Here is a 14,913-nt window from a genome sequence, read left to right on the forward strand (position 1 = left end):
TCACCCTGCCGCCGGCGGGCCGCCCGTAGCCGTGGCCGTCACCGGGTGGTTCGTCCTGCTCGTCGCCCTCGGCGTCGTGCCCGTCGTGCTGCTCGTCGACACCCCCCTCGGAGCCGTCGGCGCGGTCGCGCTGTGGCTGCTCGTGTGCGTGCTGCTCGCCGCGCTCGACCTCGCGCTCGCCGCCTCGCCTCGGGCCGTGCGGCTCGAGCGCGACACCCCCGGCAGCGTGCGCCTCACCGAGAGCGCCCGCGCGACCCTGCTCGTGACCAACCCCGGTCGCCGCACGCTGCGCGGCATCATCCGTGACGCGTGGGAGCCCTCTGCCGGTGCGAGCCCCCGACGGCAGCGGCTGCACGTGCCCCCGCGCGAGCGACGTGCTGTCGTCACGACCCTCACGCCCTGGCGCCGCGGGGAGCGCCGTGCCGCGATCGCGACGATCCGTGCGCTCGGGCCGATGCGCCTCGCCGGGCGCCAGGCGAGCATCCGCGTGCCCGGCGCGATCACGGTGCTGCCCGAATTCGCCTCGCGCAAGCACCTGCCCTCGCGGCTCGCGAAGCTGCGCGAGCTCGACGGGCGCACCGCCGTCATGGTGCGCGGCCAGGGCACCGAGTTCGACTCGCTGCGCGAGTACGTGCGCGGCGACGACGTGCGCTCGATCGACTGGCGCGCCACCGCACGGCGCTCCGGCGGGCCGGGGCGCAGCGGCGGGCCCGCGCAGACCCTCATGGTGCGCACCTGGCGACCCGAGCGCGACCGACACGTCGTCGTCATCGTCGACAGCGGCCGCACCTCCGCCGCGCGCATCGCCGACGAGACGCGCATCGACACGGCCTTCGAATCAACCCTGCTGCTCTCGGCCCTCGCCGACCGGGCGGGCGACCGCGTCGACGTCGCCGTCTTCGACCGGCGCGTGCGCGGGCGCGTGCAGGGCGCCCGTGGAGCCGAGCTGCTCACGCGGCTCGTCGAGACCATGGCGCCCATCGACCCCGAGCTGCTCGAGACCGACTGGTCGGCGGTGCCCTCGCTCGTGCGCTCGATGACCTCGCAGCGCGCTCTCGTCGTGCTCGCCACGCCCCTCGAGTCGCCCGGGGCTACCCGCTCGCTGCTCGCGATGCTGCCCCAGCTGACCGCGAAGCACCTCGTCGTCGTGGCCTCCGTCACCGACCCCGCGCTGCTCGAGGCGGCCGCGGATCGTTCGGATCGAGCATCCGTGTACCGCGCCGCGGCGGCCGAGCGGGCGCTGCTCGACGCGGAGCGCGTGGGAGCCGCCGTGCGCCGACTCGGCGGCGACGTCGTCGCGGCCGCGCCGCTCGACCTGCCGCCGGCCCTCGCCGACCGCTACCTCGCGTACAAGGCCGCCGGCCGCCTGTAGCCGCATCCGCCCCGCCGACCCCGGCCGCCCGTCTCCGGCGCGCCGTCTCCACAATTCAGGAGTCGGGGAGCCTCTCGGCCGCGGAAGGGCCTCTCGACGGCGTGTCGCCCAGCAGGCGACGCAGAATCTCCTGAGTTGTGGAGGCGGCCCGGGGTTGTCCGCGCACGCAGAAGGGGCCGGGCCCGCAGGCCCGACCCCTCACGTGCGACTCGTGCTACTTGGCCGCGGTCGGCTCCGGCACGAGCGTGTCGGTCGGCGACTCGATGGGCTCGAGGCCGTCGGCGACGCGCTGGCCGAGCGTCGCGTCGACGTTCGTCCAGTACTGGATGACCCGCTCGCGCAGCTCGGGGATCGTGACCGCCGACACGTGGCCGACGATGTTGCTCACGAGCCGCTCGCGCGCCGCGTCATCCATGACCTCGTTGACGAGCGTGCGGGGCTGCACGAAGTCGTCGTCGTCCGCGTGCAGGGTCGCGGCGGCGCGCACGAGCTCGCCGTCGCTCTCCCAGCCGCGGTCGTCGCCGTGCGCCGCCGGGTCGGCGTGCGGGCCGCCGAACGAGTTGGGCGCGTACACCGGCTGCGAGGCGGGCGGGAAGCTGTAGGTCATCGCGCCCTCCTTCGAGTAGTGGTGCGCCTCGCTCTTGGGCGCGTTGACCGGCAGCTGGTTGTGGTTGGTGCCGACGCGGTAGCGGTGGGCGTCCGCGTAGCTGAAGATGCGCGCCTGCAGCATCTTGTCCGGGCTCGCCGCGATGCCGGGCACGAAGTTCGAGGGCGCGAAGGCGGCCTGCTCGATCTGCGCGAAGAAGTTCTCCGGGTTGCGGTTGAGCGTCAGACGCCCGACGGGGATGAGCGGGTAGTCGCCCTTCGGCCACACCTTCGTGAGGTCGAAGGGGTTGAAGCGGTAGTCCTTCGCGTCGTCGTAGGGCATGATCTGCACCGAGAGGTCCCAGCTGGGGTGGTCGCCCTTCTCGATCGCGTCGAACAGGTCGCGGCGGTGGAAGTCGGCGTCCTCACCGGCGATCTGATCGGCCTGCTCCTGCGTGAGCGTCTCGTGCCCCTGGTTGGTGCGGAAGTGGTACTTGACCCAGAACCGCTCGCCGGCCGCGTTGATCCACTGGTAGGTGTGCGAGCCGAAGCCGTCCATGTGCCGCCACGACGAGGGCACGCCGCGGTCGCCCATGAGCCACGTCACCTGGTGGGCACTCTCGGGCTGGAGGCTCCAGAAATCCCACTGCATGTTGTGGTCGCGCAGGCCCGAGCCGGGCAGGCGCTTCTGCGAGCGGATGAAGTCGGGGAACTTGATGCCGTCCTTGATGAAGAACACGGGCGTGTTGTTGCCCACGAGGTCGTAGTTGCCCTCGCTCGTGTAGAACTTGAGCGCGAAGCCGCGCGGGTCGCGCCACGTGTCGGGGCTGCCCTGCTCGCCCGCGACGGAGCTGAAGCGCAGCAGCGTCTCGGTCGTCGTGCCCTTCTGGAACACGGCGGCGCGCGTGTACTGGCTCACGTCCTCGGTCGTCTCGAACACGCCGAACGCCCCGCCGCCCTTGGCGTGGACGACGCGCTCCGGCACGCGCTCGCGGTTGAACTGCGCGAGCTTCTCGACGAGGTAGTGGTCGGTGAGCACGATCGAGCCGTCGTTGCCGACGCTCTGCGAGTGCTGGTCGCTCGCGACGGGGGCGCCGCTCGTCGTCGTGGTCGGCTTGGTGGGTTCCGTCATGGTGCTGCTCCTTCGGTGGGGGTGGATGCCGCGGCGCCGGCGGGCGCCGCGGGGTCGGGGGTGTCGGGGGTGTCGGGGGTGTCGGGGGACGCCGCCGCTGACGCGGGCGACGATGAGGGGGATGCTGCGGTGCAGTCCGCGCACAGCCCCCAGAAGGTGACCTCCGCGGCCGCGATCGCGAACCCGGTGTCGCCCGAGGGCGTCAGGCAGGGGGCGTGCCCGACGACGCAGTCGACGTCGGTCACGGCGCCGCAGCTCGAGCACACGGCGTGGTGGTGGTTGTCGCCGACGCGCAGCTCGTAGCGCGCGGCCGAGCGCGCGGGCTGGATGCGCCGCAGCACGCCGGCCTCGGCGAGGTCGCCGAGCACGTTGTGCACGGCCTGGAGGCTGAGCCGCGCGGGCGAGTCGGTGAGTGCCTGCCGCACGGTCTCGGCGTCGGAGTGCGGCATCCTCTCGAGAGCGTCGAGCACGGCGAGTCGACCGGCGGTGACGCGCAGGCCCACGTCGCGCAGCAGCTCGCTCGTGTCGTGGTCGCTCGCGGTGTGGCTCATCGCCCCCACTCTAGCGCCTTATCGTGAATGACTCAAGGATAGCCGGGCCCCGAGCGACCGCGGTCGGCACCTGTGCTCGCCCGTGGCAACTGTGCCCGCTCGAGCGCGCACAGTTGCCACTCTCGGGCACAGCCGCGGGGTGGGCAGGCGCCGACGACGGCACAGTCGCGCGAGTCGGCGCCCCTCAGTCGGCGACGACGACGCGCGCGCCGCGGCTCAGCGGGTCGAGGTCGCCCGTCTCGCCGTCGCGGAAGGCGCGTCGGCCGAGCATCCACTGGTAGGCCAGGAAGGCCGCGAGCGCGACCGTGCCGATGCCGATGCGCACCACGTCGGGCCACTCCTGCCGCGTGACGTAGCCCTCGATGATGCCGCTCACGAGCAGCGCCGCGACGAGCCCGCCGATCGCGGCGAAGAACGCGCGGCCGTCCTCGGCGAGCGCCTGCGCGCGCGTGCGCGAGCCCGGCGACACCCACGCCCAGAAGATCATGAGCCCCGCGGCGCCCGCGACGAAGATCGCGTAGATCTCGAGCTGGCCGTGCGGCGCGATGCTGAGGAAGAAGACGTCGAGCCGGTCGAACTCGGTCATGATGCCCGCGCTCATGCCGAGCGCCTGCGCGTTCTGGAACAGCACGACGGGCACCCAGAACCCGACGATGCCGAAGGCGACGCACTGCGCGGCGATCCACGCGTTGTTGCTGAAGACCTGCAGCCCGAAGACCGCCTCGCTCGAGGCCGAGTAGTACCCGACGAACTCCTCCTCGGCGTACCCGCGCAGCTGCTCGTACGGCCCGAGCGCCGCGACGACGTCGGGGTTCGTCGCGACCCACACGGCGTACAGCGACGCCACCGCGACGAAGGCGATCGCGATCGCGATCGTCAGGTACCGGATGCGGTACAGCGCCGCCGGCACCTCTCGCGTCGCGAAGCGGGCCACCTGCGACCACGGCTCAGCGCTCGCGCCCGTGAAGCGCAGGCGGGCTCGCGAGAGAAGAACGCTCAGCCGCGCGGCCTGCGAGACCTGCCCGGCGCTCGTCGTGATCGCGGAGAGCTGCGTCGTGCCCGCCTGGTAGTGGTCGATGAGCTCGTCGGCGTCGCGCCCGGCGAAGCGCCGCTGGCGCGACAGCTCGCGCAGGCGGCGCCATTCGGCGTCGTGCGCGGCGGAGTAGGCGTCGAGATCCATCTGTTTAGATGATGCCATGTCGACTGCACAGAACACCGCGAGTGCGCAGAACCTCGCGACTGCGCAGACCCGCTCGAGCGGGCAGACCCCCTCGAGCGCGCAAGCGACCCGGGGCGCCTACGACTCGGAGAGCGAGCTGCTCACGGGCGAGGCCGTCGCCCTCGAGCTGCGCCCGGCGAGCGTCATCGCCCGCATGGCCGGCGGCATCATCGACTACCTCACCTACATCATCGCGACGGGCCTGCTGCTGTGGCTCATGCTCTCCGCCGCGGGGGCGATCGGACTGCCGGAGGCGCTCTTCGCCGCCGTGAGCATCGCGTGCGTCTTCCTCGGCGTCGTGCTCGCGCCCGCCGTCGTGGAGGCGGCGACGCAGGGCAAGTCGCTCGGTCGTCTCGCGCTCGGCGACCGCATCGTGCGCGACGACGGCGGGGCGATCGCCTTCCGGCACGCCTTCATCCGCGCCTTTGTCGGGTTCTTCGAGATCGTCATGACGTTCGGCGGCGCGGCCGTCGTCGTGGCCCTGCTCAACCCGCGCGCGAAGCGGCTCGGCGATCTGCTCGCGGGCACGTACAGCCAGTACGAGCGGGTCGCCGCCGAGAATGCGGTCGTGTACGGCGTGCCCGCGCAGCTCACCGAGTGGGCGGCCACCGCAGACGTGGCGCGGATGCCCGACGCGCTGTCCCGCCGCATCGCCCAGTTCTTGCGGCAGGCGTCCGGGCACACCGGCCCGACCCGCGAACGTCTCGCCAGGAGCCTCACGGCCGAGGCGGCGCTGTACGTCTCGCCGATGCCGAACATCGACGTCGCGCATTCCAGCCCGGAGCAGCTCAGCCCCGAGCTGTTCCTCGCGGCCGTCGCGGCGCTGCGTCGCGAGCGCGAGGCGACAGGGCTGCGTCTCGAGCAGGCGCGCCTCGCCGAGCTGCAGCCCACGCTCGCCGCGCTGCCGCACGGGTTCCCCGACCGCGGGTAGAGCATCCCCCGCACTACGCCCGGTCAGGCGCGGGCGAGGGCCTCGTCGGTCGCGAACAGGTAGTTGCGCGTGCCGAGCTCGACGGCGGGGACGCGCGTCCACGTGCCGCCGCGCCACGTGTAGAGGCCGTACTCGGGCCAGCGCTCGTGGATCGAGGCGACGAACCCGTCAGCGTCGCGGCCGTACCGCGCGAGGTGGCGATCCTCGATCTCGAGCAGCAGGCTCGGCAGGTCGCGACTGATCATCTTCGCCGCGCCCTCGATGACCTGCGGCTCGAAGCCCTCGACGTCGACCTTGATGAAGGAGACGGGCCCGATGCGCTCCGCCTCGACCCAGTCGTCGAGCGCAGCGATCGGCGTGAGCCAGTGGCGCACCATCTCGCGCGCGCCCAGCGGCGCGGCCCCCTCGGTGAGGTGCGCGCGACCGTAGATCGGCAGGCCGAAGAACAACGGCAGCCTCATGGTGAGCTGGCCCTCCTCGCGCCCGACGGCCGAGGGGTTGACGCTCACGTGCGGTGCACCGAGGATGCGCCGCCAGCGGCGCAGAGTGCTCTGCTGCCGGGGGTGCGGGTCGAAGGAGTCGACGCGGCCCGCCGAGCCCACGATGTGCGCGAGCGGGATCGTGTACATGCCGTGCGCGGCGCCCACGTCGATGACGCGGTCGCCCTCCTTGACGAGAGCGCCGAGCCCGCGCAGCTCGGGCTCGGCCCACTTGATGCGGCTCGCGAAGAGCATGACGTCGTGGCCGAATCTGAGCCGGGACGAGACCCCGCGCGTCTCACGCTGCATGTCGATGACCATCGTTCCCTCGGTTTCCGGCTCTGTCGTCGACTCTAGTAGCGGTAGTGATCGACCTTGTACGGGCCCTCGGATGGTACGCCGATGTACTGCGCCTGGCGCGGGGTGAGCGTCGTGAGGCGAGCGCCGAGCGCGTCGAGGTGCAGGCGCGCGACCTTCTCGTCGAGGAACTTGGGCAGCACGTACACGCCCGTCGGGTACTGGTCGAGGCGCGTGTGCAGCTCGAGCTGGGCGAGCACTTGGTTGGTGAAGGAGGCGCTCATGACGAAGCTGGGGTGCCCGGTCGCGTTGCCGAGGTTCATGAGGCGGCCCTCGGAGAGAACGAGGATGCTCGTGCCGGTCGGCAGGCGCCACTCGTGCACCTGCGGCTTGATCTCGATGCGCTCGGCACCGGGCAGGCTCTCGAGCCCGGCCATGTCGATCTCGTTGTCGAAGTGACCGACGTTGGCGACGATCGCGAGGTTCTTGAGCTTCTGCAGCTGCTCGACGGTGACGACGTTCTCGTTGCCGGTCGCGGTGACGAGAATGTCGATCTCGCCGAGGTGGTCGTCGAGCCGCGCAACCTGGTAGCCGTCCATGGCGGCCTGCAGGGCGTTGATCGGGTCGATCTCGCTCACGATGACGCGTGCGCCCTGCCCGCGCAGAGCATCCGCGCTGCCTTTGCCGACGTCGCCGTAGCCGCACACGAAGACGGTCTTGCCGCCCATGAGCACGTCGGTGGCGCGGTTGAGGCCGTCGGGCAGCGAGTGGCGAATGCCGTACTTGTTGTCGAACTTCGACTTGGTGACCGAGTCGTTGACGTTGATGGCGGGGAACAGAAGCTTGCCGTCTCGGTGCAGCTCGTAGAGGCGGTGCACGCCCGTCGTGGTCTCCTCCGTGACGCCCTGGATGCCCGCGGCGATGCGCGTCCACCGCTGCGGGTCGCTCTGCATCGAGTCGCGCAGCACGCCGAGGATCACCCCGTACTCGTGGCTGTCGCCCGGCGCGGCCTCGGGCACGCCCCCGGCGGCCTCGAACTGCACCCCCTTGTGCACGAGCAGCGTCGCGTCGCCACCGTCGTCGAGAATGAGGGTCGGGCCGATCGGCGCGCCTGAGTCATCCGTACCGAAGTCGAAGATCTGCTGGGTGGCCCACCAGTATTCCTCGAGCGTCTCGCCCTTCCAGGCGAACACGGGGGTGCCGGCCGGGCTCTCGGGCGTTCCGGTGCGGCCGACGACGACCGCGGCGGCCGCCTCGTCCTGCGTGGAGAAGATGTTGCAGCTCGCCCAGCGCACCTCGGCGCCGAGCGCCACGAGGGTCTCGATGAGCACGGCGGTCTGCACGGTCATGTGCAGGCTTCCGGCGATGCGGGCGCCGGCGAGGGGCTGGTGCGGCCCGAACTCGTCGCGCAGGCTCATGAGGCCGGGCATCTCGTGCTCGGCGAGGCGGATCTGGTGGCGGCCCGACTCGGCGAGGGTCAGGTCGCGCACACGGTGCGGAACACCCCCGCTGGTCTCAACGGTCAATTCGGGGCGCGCAGGGGTCTGGATGCTCATGGTCGCCATTCTGTCAGGCTCAAGCCGAGCATCCGGTACGAATGTCGCCCCCCGAACCCGCGAGTGTGCCCGCATGTGGCATGTGTGCGCCGCAGTGCGAGCTCAGTTGCCGCTGGCGAGCACAGTTGCGACGGGGAGGGGCGGCTAGGCGCGGATGAGGGCGAGCACCTCGTCGCGAATGGCGACCATGAGCTCGGGCGCCTCCGCCTCGGCGTTGAGGCGCAGCAGCGGCTCGGTGTTGGAGGGGCGCACGCTGAACCAGTACCACCCGGCGTCGCCGTGGCCCGTGAAGAACAGCCCGTCCAGCTCGTCGATCTCGGCTCGGCCGTGGAAAGCGTCGACGATGCGCGTGTACGCGGCCGGCACGTCGTCGACGACGGAGTTGATCTCGCCGCTCGCCGTGTACGGCGTGAACTCGGCGGCGAGCTGCGAGAGCGGGCCCTCGTACTGACCGTACTGCGCGATGAGGTGCATCGCCGCGAGCATGCCGTTGTCGGCACCCCAGAAGTCGCGGAAGTAGTAGTGCGCCGAGTGCTCCCCACCGAAGATCGCGCCCGTCTCGGCCATGCGGTCCTTGATGAGCGAGTGCCCGACCTGCGTGCGCACGGGGGTGGCGCCGGCGGCGGTGATCGTCTCGGCGACCGACCTGGAGGTGATGAGGTTGTGGATGACGTGGATGCTCGTGCCCTCCTCGCCCGTCGCCTCGAGCCGCGCCTGCTCGCGCCGGATCTCGCGCAGCGCGACGATCGCGGCGACCGCGCTCGGCGTCACGGGTTGCCCCAGCTCGTCGATGACGAAGCACCGGTCGGCGTCGCCGTCGAAGGCGAGGCCGAGGTCGGCGCCGTGCTCGAGGACGGCGGCCTGCAGGTCGCGCAGGTTCTCCGGCTCGAGCGGGTTCGCCTCGTGGTTCGGGAAGGTGCCGTCGAGCTCGAAGTAGAGCGGGATGATCTCGAGCGGGAGCGCCGGCAGGCCCGCGGCTGTGCCCAGCACGGCGGGAACGGTCATCCCGCCCATGCCGTTGCCGGCATCCACGACGATGCGGAGCGGCCGCACGCCACTGAGGTCGACGAGTTCGCGCAGGTAGGCGGCGTAGTCGGGCAGCACGTCGCGGTGCGACTCGGTGCCGGGCGACTCGACCGCGGGCACGGCGCCCGCCTCGAGGTAGGCCTGGGCGCGGTCGCGGATGCCGCGCAGCCCGGTGGCGAAGCTCACGCCCTGCGCGCCGGCGCGGCAGAACTTGATGCCGTTGTAGGTGGCGGGGTTGTGGCTCGCCGTGAACATCGCGCCCGCAGCGGCATAGCGGCCCGAGGCGAAATAGCTCTCGTCGGTCGAGCAGAGCCCGAGGTGCACGACGGAGGCGCCGCGCGCGGTCGCGCCGCGGGCGAAGGCGGCGACGAACCCGGGCGAGGAATCGCGCATGTCGTGGCCGACGACGACTTCCTGGCCCGCGAGCCCCAGCTCATCGACGAAGCCGGCACCGAGCGCGTCGACGACCTCGTTGGTGAGCTGCGTGCCGACGAGCCCGCGAACGTCGTAGGCCTTGATGAACGCGCTGAGGTCGGGCGTGGAGGTCACGGCTCCAGCGTAGCCGGGCTCGAGGCGAACCCCGTCGGGGCGGCGCCGCGCCTCAGCCGGTCTCGCCGAGCACGCTGTAGCGCACGATCTGCCAGCCGTTGGGGGCCGAGAGGCGCTGGGAGTGCCGCTCGCACAGGTCGTAGCTGTGCGGCTCAGCCCGCGCGCTGAGCGGGCCGAGCACGGCCATCGAGTCGGCGTAGACGTACGTGAGGGTGCCCGTGGCGGGCTCGCTGCACGCGACCTTGCTGCACGGGCGACCGTTCATGATGAGGCCAGCATAGGCCGGGTGTGCGGCGTCGCGGCGGTAGGCTGACCGCGTGGCACGAGCGAGCAGGCAGTACCCGAGCGCGCGCGCCCGGGCTCGGCACGGGCGCGCCGGTCGTTCCGCCCTCACGGGGCCCCATCTGCCGCTCGTGAACACGCGCCGCGACCTGTTCGAGTCGACGGTGCGGGCGAGTGCCGACTACCTGGTCGACCTGTGGCCGCACGAGCTCTCGACGCTGTCGATCGAGGTGCTGCCGATGCCCGATCAGCCCGCGCAGGTGGAGGGCGTGGCCCGCTGGCGGGTCGTGCCGTCGCGCTCCCTCGTGGTGCTCTACCGCATCCCCATCGAGCGCATGAGCCGCCTGCACCGCGACGACGACTGGCATCGGCGCCTCATGGTGGAGAGCTGCGTCTTCCGCGCGGTGGGCGAGCTCATCGGCAAGGACCCGTGGGAGCTCGCCCCCGACCGCTTCCGCCACTGGTAGCGGCGGGCCGGGCTGCGGCGATGGCTGACGGCTGACGGCTGACGGGAAGGCTACGGGTAGACGGTCACGGGCTGCGCCGCGAGCGGCGGGGGCAGGATGCGCGTGCCCGCCATGAGCCCATCACCGCGATAGCTCACGCTCGCGTGCAGTACTCCGTCGGCCGCGAGCCGCACGCCGACGTTGGCGGCGGTCTCGAGCACGACGCTCTGGCCTGCCGGCACGAGCACCTCGCGGCCGTCGATGGTCGCCGTCACGTCGCCGTCGGGTGCGTACAGGTGCACTCGGGCGCTCACCCCGCCGGGGGAGGGGGCGACGCTCGTGAGCACCTCCTGGCCCTCCTGCAGGGCGCCGGTCGGCACCCACCACTCGATGTCGAGGCCGCTCGCGCCACCGGCGGTCGCGCGTCCTGCGACGACGAGCGGCTCGGTCGCGTCGACGACGACGGCCCAGTCGCCGTCGGGCAGGTCGGTGAGGGGCAGGTCGAGCACGGCTCCCGCGCCGACGGTCGTCGTGATGACCTGCCCGGTGCCGCCGTCAGCCGGGCGGAGGGTGACGGTGACGTCGGAGTCCGTGTCGCCCGGCACGAGCATCCGGAGGGTCGTGAGGGCGTCGCCGATGCCGTCGCCGGTGGCCTGCTCGAGGGCGAGCTGACTGCCCACGACGGGCAGTGCGGGAATGACGTGGCGGGTGGAGGGCCGCTCGAGCGGGGTGACGAGCGCCACCCCGGAGGGGTCGAGACCGCGCACGACGGACTGCTGGAGGTGCGCGGCGATCGACCCGCCGCTGCTGTCGACGGCGATGACGGGCGAGGCCTCGTCGACGGCGATGCCCGCGAGGGGCAGGATGCGCTGGGTTCCCGCCGCCACGATGATGCCGCTCGTGCCGGGGGCCTCGAGCAGACCGCGCTCGCCCCACACCCGCAGGTCCACGGTCGCGTCGACCTCGCCCGGGTTGGTGAGCACGATCCAGGTGGTGCGGCCGACCTGGGTCGAGCCGCCGACGAGCCAGGCGGTGCGCTCGGCCCTCCCGCACTCGGCGGCGGCGAGGCCGCGCAGGTCGGCGGTGGCTACGCGCGTCGACTCGGCTGCGGCGACCGCCGTGTCGGGGGCGTCGACCGGCAGGGTCACGGCGACGGGAGCACTCTCGAGCGCGTCGCTGGCCGGCACGGTCGACTCGACGAGGCCCGTGCCGACGCTGCGGCGCTGCGGCTGCTGCGCGACGGTGAGCTGCGGATCGTCGCCCCGCGGGAGGCCGAGCACTCCCCCCGTGCAGACGACGGTCTGCGCTGACCGGTCGGGAGTGACCGCGAGACCTGCGGTGTCGGGGGCGAGGTCGGGCACGGGCGCGAGCAGCACGACCGCGCCGAGGGCGACCGCGGCGGCCGCACCGGCAAGAGCGAGCCCCGCGCGCCAGGTGGCGGCGAGGATGCGCTGGGTCACGGTCATGACCGCCCTCCCGTCGGCGCACCCGAGGGGTCGGCGCCGAACTCGCTCTCGAACTCGTCGTCGGCCTCGAAGGTGGGGGCCGGCTCGTCGAGCACCGAGTCGGAGCGCGGGCGCCGCGGGCGCAGACTCGTGGGGATCGCGAGCAGCAGCGTGAGAGTCAGGATGCCGAGCTGGGTGACGAGGATCGCGCCCGCCCCCGGGCGCTCCGGCGCGAACCCGGCGCGAGCGTCGTCGGCAGCGCTGTCGGCGGCACTGTCGGCAGCGGCGACGCGCCACAGTCGACCGACCGAGGTGTCGCCGACGGGCTCGAGCTGCGCGGTCGCGTCGAGGGCGGCGCTCGAGGAGGCGGCCAGAACGGCCGCGTCGTCACCCGTGATGCCTGAGGGCGGCGCGAGCAGCACGAAGCGCACGCCGAGGGCGTCGAGTGTCTCGGTGACGTCGCGCCCGCCGGCTGCCGCGAGGTTGGCGACCAGTTCGGCGAGCTGCTCGCGCTCCGCGATCGCGGCGAGCGTCGCCGCTTCGGCGCCGCCCGAGCCGACGACGGCCGCGAGGTCTCCCTCACCGCTCGTGCCGGGCAGGCCCGAGCCGAGCAGCGACCGCGTCGTGAGCATCGTGCGCTGCTCGATGAGCGTGAGCCCGGCGCCGCGGTCGATGCGTGCGGCGAGCCCCGCCTGCGCTGCGTCACCCGCCCCGCTCACCGGAGTGAGCACGAGGGTGCCCTGTGCGGGATCGTCGCCGGCCTCGGCGGCGACGAGGGCGGGCAGCGTGCGGTCGGGGCTCGGGGCGACGGCGGCCGTGCCCAGCAGTAGCGCACCGAGCACGGGCAGAACGACGGCGGTGCCGCCGAGAACGGCGAGCAGGCCCGGATACGCGGCGCCGCGCCGCAGTCCGTCGAGGCCGACGACCGCGGCGAGGGTGAGCCCGAGCCAGTAGAGGCCGAGCGCGGGGGCGACGTCGAGCCCGACGGCGGTGCCGCCCACGGTCACGAGCGCCATGCCGCTCACCGCGAGCGCGGTCAGCAGGCCGGCGGCGGCGAGGCCCAGCGGCACGAGCCCGCGCCGACCGCGCCGGAGGGCGAGACCGAGCAGGGCGAGCACGGGCAGCACGGTCACAAGCGCCGCGACGACGAGGAGCGCGACGATCGGCGGCGTACCCGCGGGCAGGAGCGCCGTGAGCGGCTCGAGCACGAGGCGCAGATCGGGCCAGCCGAGCAGCAGCCCGACGCGAGTCTGCTCGCCCGTCGCCGACGGCAGACCGGGGTCGGCGAGCAGGCCGAGCGGGGTGCCGCGCAGCACCTGGTCGATGACGAGCGGCGTCCACAGCGCGGCGGCGGGCACGATGAGCGTGAGCAGGCGACCGATGCGGCGCGGGTGCAGCACCATCCACGCAACCCACGCGAGCAGCAGCGCGGGCACGAGCGTAGGAGCGGCGGCCGTCACGATCGCCGCGCTGAGGCCCGCGACGGCGGCGGCGCTCCACGAGCGCGGGGCGCGCGCGGCGCTCGCGACGAGCGACGGCAGGGCGAGGTGCGCGACCACCGCGGCCACACGGCCTTCGGCGAGGCTCACGAGCAGGGTCGGCGAGAGCGCCCACAGCCACGCGGCGACCGCGGCCGGGCCGGCGCGGCGCACGAGGCTCGCGGCCGCCCACCACGCGGAGAGCCCGGCGAGGGGCACGGCGGCGATCCACAGCACGACGAGCGAGAGGGAGGGCTGCCAGGGCGTGAGTGTGCCGAGCAGGGCGAGCACGAACGCGAAGGGGTCGGCAGCGGCATCCTCGGTGGCGGTCAAGCCGCCCCAGAGGGTCGCGAGATCCGGTGCCAGGGGCGCGAGCGCGCCGCCCAGCAGGGCGGGCGCGCCGAACAGGGGCGATGCGGCGATCGCGCCGAGGAGGGCGAGCACGGCCACGATGAGGCCGCCGCCGGGCAGGAAGTCGGGGCGTGGCGGGCGGTCGTCCTCGCGGGCGCTCAGCAGGGCGTCCTGCGCGATGGCACGGCGGCGGCGCACCTCGTCGCGCGGCATGCGCAGCGGCTCGATCGCCGCCCAGCCCACCTTCCGGCTCCTCGACAGCCGGGAGCGCGCGCTCGAGACCGCGGTACCGGAGAACGCGACGGCGAGCGCGGCGACGAACTCGCCGATCACGAGGGTCGGCCGCTTGCGCAGCAGGTGCAGGATCGAGCGCAGCAGGGCCAGCGGCAGAAGACTCAGCCAGTGCAGCGGCACGGCCGGCAGGGGCGCGTAGACGAGACGGCGGTGCAGCTGCGCGCGGCGGCGCCAGCGCGCCTCCACGCGCGCCGGCAGGGAAGGCGGGGTGCCGTTGCGGGCGAAGAGCGGCGTGCTCTCGTGCACGAAGACGCGGGCGTGCGGCACGACGACGATGCGGTGGCCGGCGAGGCGGATGCGCACGCCGAGGTCGAGCGACGCATCCACGTGCGGCAGAGCCGGGTCGAAGCCTTCCACGTCGTGCCAGGTGGAGCGCCGCACGAGCATGCCGGCTTCGCCGACCGCGAGCACGTCGCTCGTGCGGTCGTGCTGCGCCTGGTCGAGCTCGCGCTCGGCGAGCGCGATGCCCGCACCGTACGCGGTCATCGTCTCGCCGAACTCGGCGATCATCGTCGGGTGGTCGGCGTCCATCTGCTTGGGGCCGGCGGCGGCGACGGACGGGGCGATCTCGACGGCGGCGAGCAGGCGCTCGAGCGTGCGGCTGTCGGGCGTCGTGTCGTGGCGCAGCAGCCACAGCCACTCCTCGACGCCGCCGTAGGGCGAGGAGGTCTGCTCGGGGGCGGGAAGGGCGGCGACGGCGCGGTCGACGAGCTCGCCGAATCCGAGTGCCGCGCCCGCGGTGACGAACTGGGTCGGGGCGATCGACGCGAGGGCGGCCGTGACCTCGTCGTCGCCGGCGGCGTCGACGACCACGAGATGGTCGGGGTGGCGGGACTGCTCGGTGAGAGCATCCAGTGTCTGCTGCAGCGGTTCGCCGCCTCGGCGGGCGATGAGAACGGCGGTGACGCGCGGTTGCATTC

The 14,913-nt window shown here is 73.2% G+C and carries 12 protein-coding genes; 3 read left to right on the forward strand and 9 right to left on the reverse strand.

Annotated features, from left to right (window positions below):
* Positions 1–31: 31 nt before the first annotated feature.
* On the forward strand, positions 32–1,372 hold the full coding sequence (locus FK219_RS06335; RefSeq protein WP_152582419.1) for a DUF58 domain-containing protein: 1,341 nt from the start codon (positions 32–34) through the stop codon (positions 1,370–1,372).
* 214 nt (positions 1,373–1,586) lie between these two features.
* Here FK219_RS06335 and FK219_RS06340 read toward each other — a convergent pair whose 3' ends face one another.
* The 3 genes from FK219_RS06340 to FK219_RS06350 form a co-directional block, all read right to left on the reverse strand.
* Entirely contained in the window at positions 1,587–3,089 is a 1,503-nt protein-coding gene (locus FK219_RS06340) for a catalase (RefSeq protein WP_152582420.1), read from the reverse strand.
* Positions 3,086–3,640, reverse strand: coding sequence for a Fur family transcriptional regulator (locus tag FK219_RS06345; protein ID WP_152582421.1), 555 nt, complete (start codon positions 3,638–3,640; stop codon positions 3,086–3,088). Before FK219_RS06345 ends, FK219_RS06340 begins: the two co-directional genes overlap by 4 nt.
* Before the next feature lie 184 nt (positions 3,641–3,824).
* Complete coding sequence (locus FK219_RS06350; RefSeq protein ID WP_152582422.1) at positions 3,825–4,820, reverse strand: stage II sporulation protein M; 996 nt, start codon at positions 4,818–4,820, stop codon at positions 3,825–3,827.
* Positions 4,821–4,836: 16 nt separating this feature from the next.
* Here FK219_RS06350 and FK219_RS06355 point away from each other — a divergent pair, with 16 nt between their 5' ends.
* On the forward strand, positions 4,837–5,790 hold the full coding sequence (locus tag FK219_RS06355) for an RDD family protein (RefSeq protein ID WP_152582423.1): 954 nt from the start codon (positions 4,837–4,839) through the stop codon (positions 5,788–5,790).
* A 23-nt stretch (positions 5,791–5,813) separates the two neighbouring features.
* Here the strand turns inward: FK219_RS06355 and FK219_RS06360 are convergent, their stop codons facing one another.
* The 4 genes from FK219_RS06360 to FK219_RS06375 all read right to left on the reverse strand — a co-directional run bounded on the left by FK219_RS06360 (position 5,814) and on the right by FK219_RS06375 (position 9,962).
* The gene (locus FK219_RS06360) at positions 5,814–6,578 is read right to left on the reverse strand and encodes an FkbM family methyltransferase (protein WP_165638067.1); all 765 of its coding nucleotides are present in this window, start codon (positions 6,576–6,578) and stop codon (positions 5,814–5,816) included.
* Positions 6,579–6,622: 44 nt separating this feature from the next.
* Complete coding sequence (gene ahcY / locus FK219_RS06365) at positions 6,623–8,122, reverse strand: adenosylhomocysteinase (protein ID WP_152582425.1); 1,500 nt, start codon at positions 8,120–8,122, stop codon at positions 6,623–6,625.
* A 144-nt stretch (positions 8,123–8,266) separates the two neighbouring features.
* Complete coding sequence (locus FK219_RS06370) at positions 8,267–9,697, reverse strand: phosphomannomutase/phosphoglucomutase (RefSeq protein ID WP_152582426.1); 1,431 nt, start codon at positions 9,695–9,697, stop codon at positions 8,267–8,269.
* A gap of 52 nt (positions 9,698–9,749) precedes the next feature.
* The gene (locus tag FK219_RS06375; RefSeq protein ID WP_152582427.1) at positions 9,750–9,962 is read right to left on the reverse strand and encodes a DUF3499 family protein; all 213 of its coding nucleotides are present in this window, start codon (positions 9,960–9,962) and stop codon (positions 9,750–9,752) included.
* 52 nt (positions 9,963–10,014) lie between these two features.
* Between FK219_RS06375 and FK219_RS06380 the strand changes: the two genes are divergently transcribed.
* Positions 10,015–10,446, forward strand: coding sequence for a metallopeptidase family protein (locus FK219_RS06380; RefSeq protein WP_152582428.1), 432 nt, complete (start codon positions 10,015–10,017; stop codon positions 10,444–10,446).
* A 50-nt stretch (positions 10,447–10,496) separates the two neighbouring features.
* Here the strand turns inward: FK219_RS06380 and FK219_RS06385 are convergent, their stop codons facing one another.
* Both FK219_RS06385 and FK219_RS06390 read right to left on the reverse strand, forming a co-directional pair.
* On the reverse strand, positions 10,497–11,891 hold the full coding sequence (locus tag FK219_RS06385; protein ID WP_152582429.1) for a DUF5719 family protein: 1,395 nt from the start codon (positions 11,889–11,891) through the stop codon (positions 10,497–10,499).
* Complete coding sequence (locus FK219_RS06390; protein ID WP_152582430.1) at positions 11,888–14,911, reverse strand: glycosyltransferase; 3,024 nt, start codon at positions 14,909–14,911, stop codon at positions 11,888–11,890. Before FK219_RS06390 ends, FK219_RS06385 begins: the two co-directional genes overlap by 4 nt.
* Between the last annotated feature and the right edge of the window lie 2 nt (positions 14,912–14,913).

The organism is Microcella pacifica (assembly GCF_009371975.2).
In the GTDB taxonomy this organism is placed as follows: Bacteria; Actinomycetota; Actinomycetes; order Actinomycetales; family Microbacteriaceae; genus Microcella; species Microcella pacifica.